The sequence below is a fragment of the Kitasatospora sp. NPDC092039 genome (assembly GCF_044756065.1).
In the GTDB taxonomy this organism is placed as follows: Bacteria; Actinomycetota; Actinomycetes; order Streptomycetales; family Streptomycetaceae; genus Kitasatospora.
Genome location: NZ_JBIVSD010000005.1, coordinates 183676 through 200820, shown reverse-complemented (window position 1 = coordinate 200820; position 17145 = coordinate 183676). Strand labels below are relative to the sequence as shown.

The 17145-nt window shown below is 74.0% G+C and carries 12 protein-coding genes; 8 read left to right on the top strand and 4 right to left on the bottom strand.

The features are described from left to right. The first annotated feature begins 47 nt into the window (after positions 1–47). Positions 48–1109 carry an ATP-dependent DNA ligase gene (locus ACIQI7_RS13160; RefSeq protein WP_401108431.1) on the top strand — a complete coding sequence of 354 codons (1062 nt, stop codon included), beginning with the start codon at positions 48–50 and terminating at the stop codon, positions 1107–1109. A gap of 67 nt (positions 1110–1176) precedes the next feature. On the opposite strand, the gene ACIQI7_RS13155 is transcribed toward ACIQI7_RS13160, so the two are convergent. Continuing rightward, entirely contained in the window at positions 1177–2604 is a 1428-nt protein-coding gene (locus ACIQI7_RS13155) for a serine hydrolase (RefSeq protein WP_401108429.1), read from the bottom strand. Between the two features lie 492 nt (positions 2605–3096). Here ACIQI7_RS13155 and tdh point away from each other — a divergent pair, with 492 nt between their 5' ends. Both tdh and ACIQI7_RS13145 read left to right on the top strand, forming a co-directional pair. Beyond that, positions 3097–4125, top strand: coding sequence for an L-threonine 3-dehydrogenase (gene tdh / locus ACIQI7_RS13150; protein WP_401108426.1), 1029 nt, complete (start codon positions 3097–3099; stop codon positions 4123–4125). A gap of 54 nt (positions 4126–4179) precedes the next feature. Beyond that, complete coding sequence (locus tag ACIQI7_RS13145) at positions 4180–5373, top strand: glycine C-acetyltransferase (protein WP_401108424.1); 1194 nt, start codon at positions 4180–4182, stop codon at positions 5371–5373. 190 nt (positions 5374–5563) lie between these two features. Here the strand turns inward: ACIQI7_RS13145 and ACIQI7_RS13140 are convergent, their stop codons facing one another. Both ACIQI7_RS13140 and ACIQI7_RS13135 read right to left on the bottom strand, forming a co-directional pair. Continuing rightward, entirely contained in the window at positions 5564–7120 is a 1557-nt protein-coding gene (locus ACIQI7_RS13140) for a TolB family protein (protein ID WP_401108421.1), read from the bottom strand. Positions 7121–7300: 180 nt separating this feature from the next. After that, entirely contained in the window at positions 7301–8692 is a 1392-nt protein-coding gene (locus tag ACIQI7_RS13135; protein WP_401108418.1) for a hypothetical protein, read from the bottom strand. Between the two features lie 218 nt (positions 8693–8910). On the opposite strand from ACIQI7_RS13135, the gene ACIQI7_RS13130 reads away from it, so the two are divergent. From ACIQI7_RS13130 to ACIQI7_RS13110, 5 genes are all read left to right on the top strand, one after another. Then, on the top strand, positions 8911–9819 hold the full coding sequence (locus tag ACIQI7_RS13130; RefSeq protein ID WP_401108415.1) for a LysR family transcriptional regulator: 909 nt from the start codon (positions 8911–8913) through the stop codon (positions 9817–9819). A gap of 279 nt (positions 9820–10098) precedes the next feature. Beyond that, complete coding sequence (locus ACIQI7_RS13125) at positions 10099–10674, top strand: TetR/AcrR family transcriptional regulator (RefSeq protein WP_401108412.1); 576 nt, start codon at positions 10099–10101, stop codon at positions 10672–10674. Between the two features lie 39 nt (positions 10675–10713). Beyond that, positions 10714–11667: a Gfo/Idh/MocA family protein gene (locus tag ACIQI7_RS13120; RefSeq protein WP_387747727.1), complete on the top strand. Its 954-nt coding sequence runs from the start codon at positions 10714–10716 to the stop codon at positions 11665–11667. Positions 11668–11891: 224 nt separating this feature from the next. Then, entirely contained in the window at positions 11892–13760 is a 1869-nt protein-coding gene (locus ACIQI7_RS13115; protein ID WP_401108408.1) for an endonuclease/exonuclease/phosphatase family protein, read from the top strand. Between the two features lie 80 nt (positions 13761–13840). Beyond that, on the top strand, positions 13841–14362 hold the full coding sequence (locus ACIQI7_RS13110) for a GNAT family N-acetyltransferase (protein WP_401108405.1): 522 nt from the start codon (positions 13841–13843) through the stop codon (positions 14360–14362). 81 nt (positions 14363–14443) lie between these two features. On the opposite strand, the gene ACIQI7_RS13105 is transcribed toward ACIQI7_RS13110, so the two are convergent. Further along, entirely contained in the window at positions 14444–16819 is a 2376-nt protein-coding gene (locus ACIQI7_RS13105; protein ID WP_401108402.1) for an ATP-binding cassette domain-containing protein, read from the bottom strand. Between the last annotated feature and the right edge of the window lie 326 nt (positions 16820–17145).

The window sequence follows — 17145 nt, the reverse complement described above, 5'->3', positions numbered from 1 at the left end:
GTACGCCCGGCGCGCGCCCCGGGGCGAACCGGGCGAGGATCGGACGCATGGACCTGCCAGTGATGCCGCCGGTGGCGCCGATGCTCGCCAAGTCGGTGGCCGAGATCCCGCCCGGAATGCAGTACGAGGCCAAGTGGGACGGCTTCCGCTCCATCGTGTTCCGCGACGGCGACGAGGTGGAGCTCGGCAGCCGCACCGGCAAGCCGCTGACCAGGTACTTCCCCGAGCTGGTCGAGGCGTTCCGGCGGGAGCTGCCGCCGCGCTGCGTGCTGGACGGCGAGGTGGTGATCGCCCGGGACGGCCGGCTGCGCTTCGAGGAGCTGCTGGAGCGCATCCACCCCGCCGCGAGCCGGGTGAGGCTGCTCGCCGAGCGGACCCCGGCCTCCTTCGTCGCCTTCGACCTGCTCGCCCTCGGCGACGACTCCCTGCTGGACGAGCCGCTGTCGGCGCGCCGCCCGGCGCTGGAGGCCGCGCTCGCGGGCGCCGCCGACCCGGTGTTCACCGCCCCCGCCGCCACCGACCTCGACCTGGCCCGGAGCTGGTTCGACGAGTTCGAGGGCGCCGGGCTGGACGGGGTGGTCGCCAAGCCGCTGGACCAGCCGTACCGGCCGGGCGAGCGGACCATGTTCAAGGTCAAGCACGAGCGCACCGCCGACTGCGTGGTGGCCGGCTACCGCGAGCACAAGAGCGGCCCGGTCGTCGGCTCGCTGCTGCTGGGCATCTTCGACGACGACGGCAGGCTCCAGCACGTCGGCGTCTGCGCCGCCTTCCCGATGGCCCGCCGCCGCGAACTCGCCGAGGAGCTGGCCCCGTTGCGGATGGACGACCTCTCCCGGCACCCCTGGGGCGGCTGGGCGGACGAGGCCGCGCACGCCGAGGGCCGGCTGCCCGGCGCGGTCAGCCGCTGGACCGGCGGCAAGGACCTCTCCTGGATCGCGCTGCGCCCCGAGCGGGTGGTCGAGGTGGCGTACGACCACATGGAGGGCACCCGGTTCCGGCACACCGCGCAGTTCCGCCGCTGGCGGCCGGACCGCACGCCGGAGAGCTGCACCTACGCGCAGCTGGAGGAGCCGGTCTCGTACGACCTCGGCAAGGTGCTGGGGGGCTGACGGCGCACGGGAGGCCCGACCCGGGTGGCCGGGTCGGGCCTCTCGCGTGTGGTGGTCCGGGCGGGGCTCAGGAGACGTGCAGCGTGGCGGTGCCGGTGGGCGTGCCGGGCGCGGTCGCCGTCGGCGAGGACTTCGGCGAGGCGGACTCGGTGGGCGAGGCCGTCGGTGACGGGGAAGCCGTGGGCGAGGCCGTCGGGGAGCCCGTGCCGGGCGGGGTGGGCAGCGTGTAGACGTTGTCCGGCGAGACGATCCGGGTGATCGCCCGGGCCAGGAACGTCGAGGGTTCCGACTCGTCGTGCGTGATGTCGGTGTTGAGCAGGATGGCCAGGCTGGCCTTGGACTGCGGCAGGTAGAGCACCACGCTCTCGTAGCCGGGCAGCGAGCCGTTGTGGCCCATCCACCCGTGGGTGGTGAAGATGCCGAAGCCGTAGCCGAGGTCGGGGGAGTCCCCGACGGACTTGAACTTCAGTCGCTCCGCCTGGGTGGCGGGCTTGAGCAGCGGCTCGCCGGTGGCCAGCGCCTTCGACCAGGTCTGCAGGTCGGTGACGTTGGAGATGGCGGCGCCGGCCGCCCAGCCCCAGGACGGGTTCCAGGTGGTGGCGTCCTCGACCTTGCCGCTGAGCGTCTGGTCGGTGTAGCCGTGGGCGTGCGGGTCCGGGAAGGCCGCGTCGGTCGGCAGGCTCGTCCGGGAGAGCCCGGCCGGGGTGAACACCTGCTGCTTGAGGAAGTCCTGGAGCGGTCGGCCGCCGACCTTCTCGACGACCAGGCCGAGCAGGATCAGGTTGGTGTTGGAGTACTCGAACCTGGCGCCCGGCGCGAAGTCCGCCGGGTGCTTGAACGCGTAGCCGAGCAGCTGGTCCGGGGTGAACGGGCGGCCCGGGTCCTTGAAGAACACCTGTTGGAAGTCGTCGTCCAGGGTGTAGTTGAACAGTCCGCTGCGCATCTCGCCGAGCTGGCGCAGGGTGATCCCGTCGCCGCCGGGCACGTTCGGGACGTACTTGGAGACCGGGTCGTCCAGGCGCAGCTTGCCCTGGTCCACGAGCCGCAGGACGGCGGTGGTGGTGAAGGTCTTGGTCACGCTGCCGATCCGCATGTACAGGTCGGGGGACATCGCCGTCCCCGCGCTCCGGTCGGCGACGCCGAAGGCGCGCTGGTAGCTGCCGTCGGGGGTGGTGTAGCCGACGATCACCCCCGGGATGTCGACCTCGCTCATCACCTGCTTGATCGCGCTGTCCAGGCGGGCTTCGACGTCGGGGGTGAGCGCCACCACCCCGTCGGTGGGGCTGCCGGTCGGCTTGGCGGTCGGGCTGAGCGCGGCCGGTTCGGCGGTGACCGCCGGGCCGGCCTGTCGGGCGGGCTTCGCGCCCCCGGAGCAGCCGGAGACGGCGAGCAGTCCGGTCAGCGCGAGGGCGGCGGAGGCCACCCGTACGGACCGGGGGACGGCCGGGCGCGGGCAGCGGGGAACGGCCGGTCGGGGCCGTCGGGTGTCGGTCATCGGCGCAGGCGGCCTCTCTGGGGCGGACGGCCCCGTGGCGAAGGGCCCCGGAGTGCGGCTCGGCCGGGCCGGAGCGCCGCTCCACGGGGCGCGGGGGATCGCCGCCACCGTAAGCACCGCCGCCGGAGGGCCGCGCGCGGCTCGCGGCCCGACTGGACCGAACGGGAGAGCGGGTCAGCCGAGTGCCCCAACCGGCTGGCGTCGTGCTGTCAAGTACCCCGGCCGGCCCGCCGGTTGGTGTCGTGGCGGCCGTCCCGCGCTCGGCCGGACGGGTGAGCACCGGCACGCCGCACCCGCCGCCGGCCGCTGCTCGGGCACGATCGTTCAGCCCAGCTGTGGCCGCCCTTAAGAATTCCTCGATGGACCGCACCCCCTCCGACCAGGCAGATTGCTGCCTGCCCGGAGCGCGCCCGCCAGGAGCGGCCGAACCGGGCCACCTCGGCCTGCCCGACCCCCGAAGGCCGTCCCCCGCGCACGTCAGGAGCCGTCGCCGTGAAGGCACTCGTCAAGCAGCAGGCCGAGCCCGGCCTCTGGATGATCGATGTCCCGAAGCCCGAGATCGGCCCCGGCGAGGTGCTGATCAAGGTGCTGCGGACCGGCATCTGCGGCACCGACCTGCACATCCGCAAGTGGGACGGCTGGGCCCAGCAGACCATCCGGACCCCGCTGGTGCTCGGCCACGAGTTCGTCGGCGAGGTCGCCGAGACCGGCGCCGGCGTCGCGGACATCGCGGTCGGCGACCTGGTCAGCGGCGAGGGCCACCTGGTCTGCGGCAAGTGCCGCAACTGCCTGGCCGGCCGCCGCCACCTGTGCCGCAACACCGTCGGCCTGGGCGTCAACCGCGACGGCGCCTTCGCCGAGTACGTGGCCCTGCCCGCCTCCAACGTCTGGGTGCACCGGGTGCCGGTCGACCTGGACGTGGCCGCGATCTTCGACCCGTTCGGCAACGCCGTGCACACCGCGCTGTCCTTCCCGCTGGTCGGCGAGGACGTGCTGGTCACCGGCGCCGGCCCGATCGGCATCATGGCCGCCGCCGTCGCCAAGCACGCCGGCGCCCGCAACGTGATGATCACCGACGTCTCCCCGTACCGGCTCGACCTGGCCCGCAAGGTCGGCGTGACGCTGGCGCTCGACGTCTCCCAGCACACCATCGAGGAGGGCCAGCAGAAGCTGGGCCTGCGCGAGGGCTTCGACGTCGGCCTGGAGATGTCCGGCCGCCCCGAGGCGATGCAGTCGATGATCGCCAACATGACCCACGGCGGGAAGATCGCCATGCTCGGCCTGCCCGCCGAGCAGTTCCCGGTGGACTGGGCCTCGATCGTCACCTCGATGATCACCATCAAGGGCATCTACGGCCGCGAGATGTTCGAGACCTGGTACGCGATGTCCGTGCTGCTGGAGGGCGGCCTGGACCTCAGCCCGGTGATCACCGGCCGCTACGCCGCCGCCGACTTCGAGGCCGCCTTCGACGACGCCGCGAGCGGCAACTGCGGCAAGATCATCCTCGACTGGACGGCCTGAGCCCGGCCCGGGCCCCGCCGAACTGCTCCCGCCGAACTGCTGAAGGAGACCGCAGTGTTCGACAACGTGCGTGCCGACGTCGCCGCCACCCTGGACGAGATCCGCGAGGCGGGCCTGTTCAAGCCCGAGCGGGTGATCGGCACCCCGCAGAGCGCCGCGGTCACCGTGACCGGCGGCGGCCGCCCGGGTGAGGTGCTGAACTTCTGCGCCAACAACTACCTCGGCCTGGCCGACCACCCCGAGGTGCTCGCCGCGGCCAAGGACGCCCTGGACCGGTGGGGCTACGGCATGGCCTCGGTCCGCTTCATCTGCGGCACCCAGGACGTCCACAAGGAGCTGGAGGACCGCCTCTCGGCCTTCCTCGGCCAGGAGGACACGATCCTCTACTCCTCCTGCTTCGACGCCAACGGCGGTGTCTTCGAGACCCTGCTCGGCGCCGAGGACGCCGTCATCTCCGACGCGCTGAACCACGCCAGCATCATCGACGGCATCCGGCTCAGCAAGGCCCGCCGCCACCGCTACGCCAACCGCGACATGGCCGACCTGGAGAAGCAGCTCCAGGACACCCAGGACGCCCGCCGCCGCCTGATCGTCACCGACGGCGTGTTCTCGATGGACGGCTACGTCGCCCCGCTGCGCGAGATCTGCGACCTGGCCGACCGCTACGACGCCATGGTCATGGTCGACGACTCGCACGCCGTCGGCTTCGTCGGCGCGGGCGGCCGCGGCACCCCCGAGCTGCACGGCGTGATGGACCGCGTGGACATCATCACCGGCACCCTCGGCAAGGCCCTCGGCGGCGCCTCCGGCGGCTACGTCGCCGCCCGCCGGGAGATCGTCGCCCTGCTGCGCCAGCGCTCCCGCCCGTACCTGTTCTCCAACTCGCTGGCCCCGGTGATCGCGGCCGCCTCGCTCAAGGTGCTCGACCTGGTCGAGCAGTCCAACGAGCTGCGCGAGCGGCTGGCGGCCAACACCGCGCTGTTCCGCACGAGGATGACCGAGGCCGGCTTCGAGATCCTGCCCGGCGACCACCCGATCGCCCCGGTGATGATCGGCGACGCGGCCCGGGCCGGCAGGCTCGCCGAACTGCTGCTGGAGCGCGGCGTGTACGTGATCGGCTTCTCCTACCCGGTCGTCCCGCACGGCCAGGCCCGGATCCGGGTCCAGCTGTCCGCGGCGCACTCCACCGAGGACGTCGAGCGCGCCGTCGCGGCCTTCGTGGACGCGCGCGCCGCGCTGGGGGAGTAACCCCCGGCCACCAGCCGCCCGTGGGCCGGACCGCTCGGAACCGGACCGGCCCACGGGCCCACGACTCCCGTGCGGCGGGGGCGAACCGATTCGCCCCCGCCGCACGGACCAGAGACCATCCGCCCCACCCTCCCGCTGCGGGGGCGGGACGCCGGCCCCGCCGTCGTCCCGCCCCCGTCGTGGTTCCGGGCTACCGCTCGTCGCCGTCCTCGCCCTGGTCGTCGCCGTCGCCCCGGTGGAGCCCGGTGGGCTTGGCGAAGACCTGGTAGCCCTCGGCCGCCGGGGTTCCGGTGCCGGCCACCAGGTTGCCGCTGGTCGAGTCGAACACCACGGTGGTGCCGGCGGCGGACACGAACGGCTGCGTCGACGAGCCGTTGCCGGACGAGCCGTCCGGCGCGGTGGCGACCCGCTCGGTGCGGCCGGTGCGCAGGTCCTGGCGGTAGACGTCCCAGCCCGGGTGCTGCGGCCCGGCCACCAGGTTGTCGGCGGCGGACTCGAAGTAGAGCCACCGGTTGTCGGCGGTGATCGAGCCGTGGTCGGAGGAGCCGGTCGAGGTGGTGCCGGGCAGGCCGCCGCTGACCTTCGTCACGGCCCCCGTGCGCAGGTCCCGGACGTGGAGCACGGTGTGGTACCGGTGGCCGCCGGTCGAGCCGCCGGGCTCGGGCAGGGTGTAGACCGCGCGCCGCCCGTCGGGGCTGATCGTCGCCTCGAAGCTGGAGTTGCCGACGGCGCCGTCGAGGCCCACGCTCACCGGGGTGAGCGTCCTGGAGGGCACGTCGTAGGCGTAGTAGACGGCGGAGGTCGGGCGGGCCAGCAGCGGCTGCGGCAGGGACTTCGCCACGGACTGCGGGACGCTGCGGCGGGCGGCCTCGGCGGCGCCCGGGGTGAGGTCGGTGTCGGCGGCCGCGGCCGCGGCGGCGGCCAGGGCGGGGGTCTGCTCGGGCGGCAGCAGGTCGGAGATGGAGCCGAAGCCGACGGTGCGGCCGTCCGCGCTGACCGTGGGGCGGAAGGAGGTGAGCTCGCCCGGCCTGCCCTGCACGTCGTGGGAGACCAGCCGGGTGGTGTGGGTCCGGCGGTCGGTGAGGTAGACGTTGATCTTCCAGGTGTAGGGCCTGGCGAGCGAGGGCTCGGGCCCGGGCCCGGGGTCCACGACGGTCGGGTCCAGGTCCGTCCGGGAGGACACGTACGCCACGTAGCGGCCGTCGGCGCTGATCGACGGCGCGTACGAGCCGTGGAACCGGTCGGTGTCGGTGGCGGTGAGCCCGCCGCTGACCAGCTCGGTGCGGCCGGTCCGGAGGTCCCGGACGTACACCTCGGTGCGCCCCTTGACCTGCATGCCGGGCACCGCGTTGTCGGCGTCGCTCTCGAAGGCGACGTAGCGGCCGTCGGCGCTGATCGCGGCCTGTTCGGTCCAGCCGTTCAGCCGCTCGCCCGAGTCGGACAGGTTCACCTGTTCGGTGCGGCCGGTGCGCAGGTCCCTCACGTAGGCGTCGCGCGAGCCCGGCGTGGTCCCGGGCACCAGGTTCGAGGCCCAGGAGGTGAACAGGGCGTAGCGGCCGTCCGCGCTGACGCCCTGGCCGAAGGACTGGTCGTCGGGCACGGCGCCGTTCAGCCCGGTGCTGACCTGCGTGGTGCCGCGCGGCGGCGGTGCGGCCTGGGCGGGTGCGGCGGTGGCGGCGAGCAGGGCGGCCGCGGCCAGGGCGCTGCCGCCGCCCGCCGGCCACCGGTTGCGGATGGTACGGGTCATGAGGTGGTCCCCTCCGATCGCCCGGCCGGGCTCCCTCCCGGCGACGGGCTTTTCGGGAGAGCCAATCGTCGGGAGGGCCGGTGGTCAACGTCCGTGGGTGATCTCGGCGGAAAATACGTCAACGGACGTATGCGGAAGGGGCGGGCGTCAGGGGCGGCGACGTGGAACGGGGGCCGGCCGTCACAGGCGGCGCCGGAAGACGTCGGTGGCGACGTTGGTGTCGCCGGGCACCAGGTCGCCGTCCTCGGCGTCGAAGAGCACCGTGCCGCCGGTGGCGTCCACGTACGGGGTGCGGGCGTCGGCTGTGCCCTGCCCGCCGTCCCGGGTGAGGCTGACCCGTTCGATCCGGCCGGTCCACAGATCGCGGCGGAAGACGTCGCCGCTGTCGTTGGTGTCGCCGGGGACGAGGGTCTCGGCGTAGGACTCGAAGTAGACCCAGCGGCTGTCGGCCGTCATGACGCCGGAACCCGAGGACCGCTTCGTGGTGGTGCCGGGCAGGTCGGTGTTGACCTTGGTGATCGTGCCGGTGGCCAGCTCGTGGACGTACACGTCCAGCCGGATGCCGTGGTTGGAGGTGGGGATCCCGGCGCCGAAGACCGGGAGGGCGTAGACCGCGTAGCGGCCGTCCGGGCTGATCCGGCCGTCGTGGGCGACGCCGACCAGCTCGCCGGCGGCGTCCAGGCTGGCGCCGGTGATCGTGCCGGTGCCGGCCTTCCAGACGTAGTACGGGCGGTAGCGGGGCCCGGTCAGCCCGGGCGCGTCGTCGTCGGCGGCCGGGGTGCCGGGGAGCAGGTTCCCGGCCCGGGAGGCGAAGCCGACGGTGGCGCCGTCCGCACTGATCGTCGGGGTGAAGGAGTGGTTGTCGGCGCCCTCGCCCTCGGTGCCGACGGTGACCAGCCGGGTGGTGCCGGTCCAGCGGTCGGTGACGTAGATGTTGGACTTGCCGCGCTTCACGCCGGGGGCGAGGTCGGTGCGGGTGGAGGCGTAGGCGACGTAGCGGCCGTCCCGGCTGAGGCTGGGGCTGGTCGCGTCGCGGATGCTCTGGTCGTCGGTGTTCGGCAGGGTTCCGGCGGAGACCAGCTCGGTGCGCCCGGTCCAGCGGTCGCGGACGAAGACGTCGCCGGCGTGCTTCGGCTGGCCGGGCAGCACGTTGGTGGCGGCGGTGCTGAACGCCACGTACCGGCCGTCGGCGCTGATCGCGGCGTCGGTGGTGGGGGCGTCGAGCCGGGAGCCGTCGTCGGCGACGCTGATCCGTTCGAGGTGGCCGTTGCGCAGGTCCCGGACGTAGACCTCGCCGGAGTCCGGTGCGCCGGGCGTGGCGGGCCCGGGCAGCAGGTTGGTCGCCGTCGAGGTGAACAGCGCGGCGCGGCCGTCCTCGCTCAGCCCGAGCGCCGACGAGTAGCCGTTCGGCTGCTCGCCCTTGGAGCCCTCGCTGACCCGGGCGGTGTCGCCCTTGGGCGGCCGGGCCTCGGCGGTCGGCGGCGCGGCGACGACGGCGACGGCCGCGACGGCGGTGGCCGCCAGTACGGCGGCGGTGCGGGCGAGCCGGCGTCGGGTGGGCGGGTGCGTCATGGATCGTCCTCCCCTGGTGACGGTGCCGGGCCCACGGCCCCCGCGGCCCGGTCGGTACGAGCCAAGCGCCGGGCCGGGCGGGCGGTCAACGAGCGGGGGCGATCTCGTCCGGAAATGCGCCACCGGCGGGGCCTCCGGCCGAAACCGCCGCTCCGGTGGGGCCGGGCCCCGCGCTGCGGCCGGTCCGCCGCACCGCGCCGCGCTGGCAGAATTGGTCCGTGATCGACGCACGACGGCTGCGGACCCTGCGGGCCGTGGCGGACCACCGCACCGTGACCGCCGCGGCGGCCGCCCTCTACCTGACCCCCTCCGCGGTCTCCCAGCAGCTGGCCGCCCTGGAGCAGGAGACCGGCCACCACCTGCTCGCCCGGGAGGGCCGGGGCGTGCGGCTGACCGCCGCCGGGGAGATCCTGCTCGGCCACGCCGACGTGGTGCTCGCCCAGCTGGAGCGCGCCGAGGCCGACCTCGCCGCGTACAGCGCGGGCGTCTCCGGGGAGGTCACCGTGGCCTCCTTCGCGACTGCCATCGCCTCCGTGCTCGCCCCCGCCGTCGGCCTGCTCGCCGGGCGCGCGCCCGGGGTGCGGCTCAAGGTGCTGGACGCCGAGGGCGACGCCAGCCTGCCGATGGTGCTGGACGGCCGCGCCGACCTCGCGGTGGCCGTCGAGTACCGGGGCGCCCCGCGCGCCGACGACGCCCGGCTGACCCGGGTGCCGCTGTACGCCGAGCCCTTCGAGGCCGTGCTGCCGCTCGGCCACCGGCTGGCCGGGGAGGCCGGCCCGCTGGCCGTCGCCGCGCTGGCCGACGAGCCGTGGATCGGGCCCTACCCGGGCAACCCCTGCCACGACGTGGTGCTGCTGGCCTGCGAGCACGCCGGGTTCCAGCCCCGGCTGCTGCACTCCTCGGACGACTTCCGCGCCGTGGTGGCGCTCGCCTCGGCGGGCCTCGGGGTGGCGCTGGTGCCGCGCTCGGCGCTGCGCGGCGTCGACCTCGGCGAGGTCGCGGTGCGCCCGGTGGACAGCGAGCTGGCCACCCGCCGGGTCTTCGCCGCCGTCCGGGCGGGCGCCGACGGGCACCCGCTGATCCGGCCGGTCCTGGACTCCCTGGCCGAGGCGGCCGCGGGCGCCTAGCGGGCCTGGCGGGCCTGGCGCGGGGAGCGCCGCTGCCCGGGAGAGGTCCGGAAAAGGCTGTGCGGCTGCTCGGCGTCCCGGGTCGGGCGGCCGCGCCGTGTGCAGCCGGCGTGGCGTCCCGGCCCGGGCGGCCGGGCAGCCGCAGGTCCTCGGGGTCGGTCCGGTGCCCGGCCGCCGGCACCCGGTGTCGAGGGGTGATCCGGCGGTACCGATCGGTTCCGACTCGAAAACGGTACCGATCGGTGCCGTTTGGCGTCAAGGGCGGTTAGGATCGGTGGCATGGCAGTCAACGCACGGGCGCGCCTGCTGAGCACGGCGGAGTCCCTCTTCTACGCCCACGGGATCCACGCGGTCGGCGTGGAGCGCATCCTCTCCGAGTCCGGCGTGGGCCGGGCCTCCTTCTACCGGCACTTCGCCGGCAAGGAGGCGCTGGTGACGGCCGTCCTGGAAGGCCGCGACCAGCGGTGGCGCGCCTGGCTCTCCGAGCGGGTCGCGGCCCACGGCGGCCACCCGCTGACCGTCTTCGACGCGCTGGCCGAACGCTTCGCGGCCCAGGACTACCGCGGCTGCGTCGCCATCAACACGATGACCGAGATCTCCGACCGCGCCAGCCCGGCCCGCGAGATGGCGGCGCTCCACAAACGGCGCGTCATCGAGCTGGTCGAGCAGCTCATGCGGGACGCGGACATCCCCGAACCCGCCGAGCGGGCACGGCAGTTCGCGCTCCTGATGGACGGCGCCATCGTCACCGCCCTGCGCGAGGGCACCCCGGACGCCGCCCTGCGGGCCCGCGGCATCGCCGAGACCCTGCTGGCCGCCCGGCCGGACGCATCGGGCGGGGACGGCGACGCATAGGGTGGGGGCGGCCGACGACCGCGCACCACAGGAGTCCCCATGAGTTCGACAGCCGCACCCGACACCCGGCTCCCGGTCGGGGTGATCGGCCTCGGCGACATCGCGCAGAAGGCCTACCTGCCGGTGCTCACCGCACTGCCCGGGCTCGACCTGCGGCTGATGACCCGCGACGCGGCCAAGCTGGACCGGCTCGGCGAGGCCCACCGGATCGCCCCCGAGCACCGCTTCACCGACCTCGGCGCGCTGATCGCCGGCGGCATCCGCGCCGCCTTCGTGCACGCCGCCACCGACCAGCACGTCCCGATCGTCGAGCAGCTGCTCACCGCCGGGGTGGACGTCTACGTCGACAAGCCGCTCGACTACACGCTGGACGGCGCCCGCCGGCTGGTCGACCTCGCCGACCGCACCGGCCGCTCCCTGATGGTCGGCTTCAACCGCCGCCACGCGCCGGGCTACGCCCAGGCCAAGGAGCGCCCGCGCGACCTGATCGTGCTCCAGAAGAACCGCGAGGGCCTGCCCGAGACCGCCCGCACCCTGGTGTACGACGACTTCATCCACGTCGTGGACCTGCTGCGCTTCCTGGCCCCCGGCGAGATCGAGCACGTGGACGTCCGGGCCCGCACCCGGGACGGGCTGGTCGAGCACGTGGTGCTCACCCTCGGCGGGGCCGGCTTCACCGCGCTGGGCATCATGAACCGGCTCTCCGGCTCCACCGAGGAGGTGCTGGAGGTCTCCGGCGGCGACTCCAAGCGCGAGGTGCGCAACCTGGCCGAGGTGATCGACCACCGCGGCCAGCCGACCGTCCGGCGCCGCGGCGACTGGGTGCCGGTGGCCCGGCAGCGCGGCATCGAGCAGTGCGTGCTGGCCTTCCTGGCGGCCGTCCGGGCCGGGCAGACCCTGGACGCCCACGACGCGCTGCGCACCCACGAGCTGTGCGAGCTGGTCGTGGAGCGGATCGAGGCCTCCTGGGAGTCCGCCGGGGGCGGGCTGTGAGCAGCCCGGACTGACCGTGAGTCACGTCACCCCGGTGGAACCGACAGTTCACCGGAGAGGTCTTGTCGGGGTGTTTTCTACGCGCGTATCTTGAGGGGCGCCGCGGGGGGCGGGTGTCCGTTCCCCCGCTTCTTCCCCACGCGAGTAGCCGCGCCCGAAGCGCGCCTCCGCCCGGACCGCCGTGCCACGACCGTGCCGCACGGCGGAGCTAGGAGTCCTGCCCGGTGACCACCGCCCCCGCTCCCCGCCCCCGCAGAGCCCTGCTGCGCGCCGCCCTGATCCCGGCGTCGCTGGCCGCCTCGCTGGTGCTCGTCCCGCTGCCGGTGGCGAACGCCGCCGCCCCCGCGACCCCCGCCCCGACCGAGGCCGGCCCGCTGCGGATCCACGACGTCCAGGGCGGCACCCGGATATCCCCGCAGGCCGGCAAGCCCGTCACCGGCGTGCCCGGCGTCGTCACCGGCGTGCGCGCGTACGGCAGTTCCAAGGGCTTCTGGATCCAGGACCCGAACCCGGACGCCGACCCGGCCACCAGCGAGGGCGTCTTCGTCTTCACCGGCGCCAACCCGACCGTGAAGGTCGGCGACTCGGTGCTGGTGAGCGGTAAGGTCACCGAGTACTACCCGAACTTCAACGGCGGCTCGCAGTCCCTCACCGAGATCTCCGCCCCGGGTGTCACCGTCCTGTCGGCCGGCAACCCGCTGCCCGCCCCGGTGGTCGTGGACACCCGCAACATCCCCGGCACCTACAGCCCGGCGGCCGGCGCGGACGGCTCCATCGACGGCGTCGGGCTCCGCCCGGAGAAGTACACCCTGGACTTCTACGAGTCCCTCGAGGGCATGCTCGTCCAGGTCAAGGACGTCCGGGTGATCCAGGCCACCGACAAGTACAACGAGCTGTGGGTCGCCGCCGACCGCCAGGACCAGCGCAGCAAGCGCGGCGGCGTGCTGTACGAGTCCTACCGCGAGCCCAACGTCGGCCGCCTGATGGTCCAGCAGCAGGCCGCGGTCTCCCAGCAGCCGTTCCCGGTGGCCAACGTCGGCGACGAGCTGACCGGCACCACCAGCGGCCCGCTGGACTACAACAACTTCGGCGGCTACACCCTGGTCGCCGGCACCATGGGCACGCTGAAGGACAACCACCTCCAGCGCGAGGTCACCGCCCAGCCCGGCGACCGCGAACTCACCCTCGCCACCTACAACGTGGAGAACCTGGCCCCGGGCAACCCGGACGCCAAGTTCGCCGAGCTGGCCCAGGGCGTCGTCACCAACCTGCGCTCGCCCGACATCATCGCCCTGGAGGAGATCCAGGACGACAACGGCGCCAAGAACGACGGCACGGTGGGCGCGAGCCGGACCGTCGCCAAGTTCACCGCCGCGATCAGGGCGGCCGGCGGCCCGTCCTACGACTGGCGCTCGATCGACCCGCAGGACGGCAAGGACGGCGGCGAGCCCGGCGGCAACATCCGCCAGGTCTTCCTGTTCAACCCGCAGCGGGTGTCCTTCACCGACATCCCCGGCGGCACCGCCACCACCGCCGTCGGCGTGAGCGGCACCGGCGCGGACACCGCGCTGACCGCCTCGCCCGGCCGGATCGAGCCGAACGACGAGGCCTGGACCAACAGCCGCAAGCCGCTGGTCGGCCAGTTCTCCTTCCGCGGCAAGAAGGTCTTCGTGATCGCCAACCACTTCAACAGCAAGGGCGGCGACCAGGGCATCGACAGCCGGTTCCAGCAGCCGACCCGCGGCTCCGAGGTGCAGCGGACCAGGCAGGCCACCGTCGAACAGGCCTTCGTCGCCGGGCTGCTGGCCGCCGACAAGGAGGCCAAGGTCGTCTCCCTCGGCGACTTCAACGACTACCAGTTCTCGCCCGCGCTCGCCGCGCTCACCAAGGACGGCGTGCTGCGCGACCTGGTGAACGAGCTGCCGGAGACCGAGCAGTACTCGTACGTCTTCCAGGGGAACTCGCAGGTGCTGGACCACATCCTGGTCAGCCCCGAGGTCGGCTACGCCAAGTACGACGTGGTGCACATCAACGCCGAGTTCGCCCAGCAGGCCAGCGACCACGACCCGCAGGTGGTCCGCATCAAGCCGTAGCACCGGCCACGGCTATCCTGCCTCCGCCACCGGTGACCGCCGGCGGCGGAGGCAGTGCCGTGTGAGGGGGAGCGGAGCCGATGTCGATGCCGACGGAGTACCGGGTCGAGCGGATCGGACGGGCCGACTGGCAGCGCCTGCGGGCCGTGCGGCTGGCCCAACTCCTCGACACGCCCCTGGCGTTCGGCGAGACCCACGAGGCCGCCGGCCGGCACGGCGAGGGCGAGTGGCGGGCCCGCTGCGGCTGGCTCAACGAACCCGACCGGCTCGGGCTGGTCGCGGTGGACGCCGCGGGGGAGTGGGTCGGCACCATGCTGTCCGCCCCGAACCGGACGCAGGCCCGCGCGCTCGACCTGATCGGCGTCTGGGTGGACCCGGCGCACCGCGGCCGCGGGCGCGGCGTCGCCGACGGCCTGCTGGACGCGGTGCTCGCCTGGGCGCGGGTCCGGGGCGCCGGGCGGATGCTGCTCGGGGTGCACGAGGCGAACCCCCGCGCCGCCGCGTTCTACCGGCGGCGCGGGTTCGCCTACACGGGGGAGTCGACGCCGTACGTGCTGGACGCCTCGGCGCGGATCCTGGAGATGGCCCTCCCGTTGGGCTGACCAGGCTAGGCCTCATCGGGCGCGGTGGCCGCGGCCCGGGCGCGGCGGCCCGGCCCGGGCGCGGATCGGCCGGGGTACGGCTCAGCCCAGGTACTGGGCCAGCGCCTCGCCGGTCAGCGTGGACCGGGCGGCGACCAGCTCGGCCGGGGTGCCCTCGAAGACCACCCGCCCGCCGTCGTGGCCGGCGCCCGGGCCGAGGTCGATGATCCAGTCGGCGTGCGCCATCACCGCCGGGTGGTGCTCGATCACGATCACCGACTTGCCGGACTCCACCAGCCGGTCCAGCAGCCCGAGCAGCTGCTCGACGTCCGCCAGGTGCAGGCCGGTGGTCGGCTCGTCCAGCACGTACACCCCGCCCTTGTCCGCCATGTGGGTGGCCAGCTTGAGCCGCTGCCGCTCGCCGCCGGAGAGCGTGGTGAGCGGCTGGCCGAGGCTCACGTAGCCGAGCCCGACGTCGGCGAGCCGCTCCAGGATGCGGTGCGCGGCCGGGAGCTTCGCCTCGCCCGAGCCGAAGAACTCCGCCGCCTCCGACACCGGCATCGCCAGCACCTCGGCGATGTCCCGCCCGCCCAGGTGGTACTCCAGCACCGCCGGCTGGTAGCGCTTGCCCTCGCAGTCCTCGCAGGTGGTGGCCACCCCGGCCATCATCGCCAGGTCGGTGTAGACCACCCCGGCGCCGTTGCAGGTCGGGCAGGCGCCCTCGGAGTTCGCGCTGAAGAGGGCCGGCTTCACGCCGTTGGCCTTGGCGAAGGCCTTGCGGACCGGCTCCAGCAGCCCGGTGTAGGTGGCCGGGTTGCTGCGCCGGGAGCCCTTGATCGCGCCCTGGTCGACCGAGACCACGCCCTCCTCGGCGCGGATCGAGCCGTGGATCAGCGAGCTCTTGCCGGAGCCGGCCACGCCGGTCACCACGGTGAGCACCCCGAGCGGGACGTCCACGTCCACGTCCCGCAGGTTGTGGGTGCTCGCGCCGCGGATCTCCAGCGCGCCGGTGGGCTTCCGCACGGTCGCCCGCAGCGGCGTCCGGTCGGACAGGTGGCGGCCGGTCACCGTGCCGCTGGTGCGTAGCCCCGCCACGTCGCCCTCGTAGCAGACCGCGCCGCCCGCCGTACCGGCCCCGGGGCCGAGGTCGACCACGTGGTCGGCGATCGCGATGGTCTGCGGCTTGTGCTCCACCACCAGCACCGTGTTGCCCTTGTCCCGCAGGCGCAGCAGCAGCCGGTTCATCCGGTCGATGTCGTGCGGGTGCAGGCCGGTGGTGGGCTCGTCGAAGACGTAGGTGGTGTCGGTGAGCGAGGAGCCGAGGTGGCGGATCATCTTGACCCGCTGGGCCTCGCCGCCGGAGAGGGTGCCGGAGGGCCGGTCGAGCGAGAGGTAGCCGAGGCCGATCTCCACGAAGGAGTCGAGGGCCTGCCGGAGCGTGCCGAGCAGCGGCGCCACCGAGGGCTCGTCCAGGCCGCGGACCCAGTCGGCGAGGTCGCTGATCTGCATCGCGCAGGCGTCGGCGATGCTGATCCCGGCGATCCTGGAGGAGCGGGCGGCCTCGCTGAGCCGGGTGCCCCCGCAGTCGGGGCAGGCGGTGAAGGTCACGGCCCGCTCCACGAAGGCCCGGATGTGCGGCTGCAGCGCCTCCTTGTCCTTGGCGAGCATGGACTTCTGGATCTTGGGGACGAGGCCCTCGTAGGTGAGGTTGACGCCGTTGACCTTGACCTTGGTCGGCTCCCGGTACAGGAAGTCCCGCAGCTCCTGCTCGGTGTACTCGCGGATCGGCTTGTCCGGGTCGAGGAACCCCGAGTTGGCGTAGACGCCGACCGTCCACCAGCTGTCCGTCTTCCAGCCCGGGATGGTGATCGCGCCCTCGGAGATCGACCTGCTGTCGTCGAACAGCTGGGTGAGGTCGATGTCCGAGACGGTGCCGCGGCCCTCGCAGCGCGGGCACATGCCACCGGTGATGCTGAAGCTGCGCCGCTCCTTGACCGTCCGGCCGGCCCGCTCGACGGTGACGGCGCCGGCGCCGCTGATCGAGGGGACGTTGAAGGAGAAGGCCTTCGGGGAGCCGATGTGCGGGGTGCCCAGGCGGCTGAACAGGATGCGCAGCATCGCGTTGGCGTCGGTGGCGGTGCCGACGGTGGAGCGCGGGTCGGCGCCCATCCGCTGCTGGTCGACGATGATCGCCGTGGTCAGGCCCTCCAGGACGTCCACCTCGGGACGGGCCAGGGTGGGCATGAAGCCCTGGACGAAGGCGCTGTAGGTCTCGTTGATCAGCCGCTGGGACTCGGCGGCGACGGTGTCGAAGACCAGCGAGCTCTTGCCCGAGCCGGACACCCCGGTGAACACCGTCAGCCGGCGCTTGGGGATGTCGACGCTGACGTCCTTGAGGTTGTTCTCGCGTGCGCCGTGCACGCGGATCAGGTCGTGGCTGTCGGCGACGTGCGGCTGCGCGTCCGTCCGCTTGGGCATCGTTCTCTTCGCTCCCTGGCTCTCGGCGGTCTGGGTGGAGGGGGCCGGGCGGGCCCGCCCCGCGGCCGCCGTCGGTGTGCTCGGACCCACCGATCCAACCATCGATCCGGCCGGGATCGAACAGGATTCGAGTACGGCCGACGGCGGGAGGGGGCGGGGGCGACGGCGGGGCGGGGCGGGCGCGGTGCCCGGCGGCCCGGGGCGGGGGGGGCCCGGGCCCCCCCCCCCCCGCGCCCCCCCCCCCCCCCAAGCCGGCCAAGTTGACCCCCCGGGGGCGGTACCCCCCCTGGCGGGCGCCCGACCGCGGGGTCGTCGGCGCGTTGTCC

Excerpts from the sequence above, each read along its gene's own strand:
- ACIQI7_RS13160 (WP_401108431.1), top strand. The coding sequence starts at position 48 with ATGGACCTGCCAGTGATGCCGCCGGTGGCGCCGATGCTCGCCAAGTCG.
- ACIQI7_RS13155 (WP_401108429.1), bottom strand. The coding sequence starts at position 2,604 with ATGACCGACACCCGACGGCCCCGACCGGCCGTTCCCCGCTGCCCGCGC.
- ACIQI7_RS13140 (WP_401108421.1), bottom strand. The coding sequence starts at position 7,120 with ATGACCCGTACCATCCGCAACCGGTGGCCGGCGGGCGGCGGCAGCGCC.
- ACIQI7_RS13135 (WP_401108418.1), bottom strand. The coding sequence starts at position 8,692 with ATGACGCACCCGCCCACCCGACGCCGGCTCGCCCGCACCGCCGCCGTA.
- ACIQI7_RS13125 (WP_401108412.1), top strand. The coding sequence starts at position 10,099 with ATGGCAGTCAACGCACGGGCGCGCCTGCTGAGCACGGCGGAGTCCCTC.
- ACIQI7_RS13120 (WP_387747727.1), top strand. The coding sequence starts at position 10,714 with ATGAGTTCGACAGCCGCACCCGACACCCGGCTCCCGGTCGGGGTGATC.
- ACIQI7_RS13110 (WP_401108405.1), top strand. The coding sequence starts at position 13,841 with ATGTCGATGCCGACGGAGTACCGGGTCGAGCGGATCGGACGGGCCGAC.
- ACIQI7_RS13105 (WP_401108402.1), bottom strand. The coding sequence starts at position 16,819 with ATGCCCAAGCGGACGGACGCGCAGCCGCACGTCGCCGACAGCCACGAC.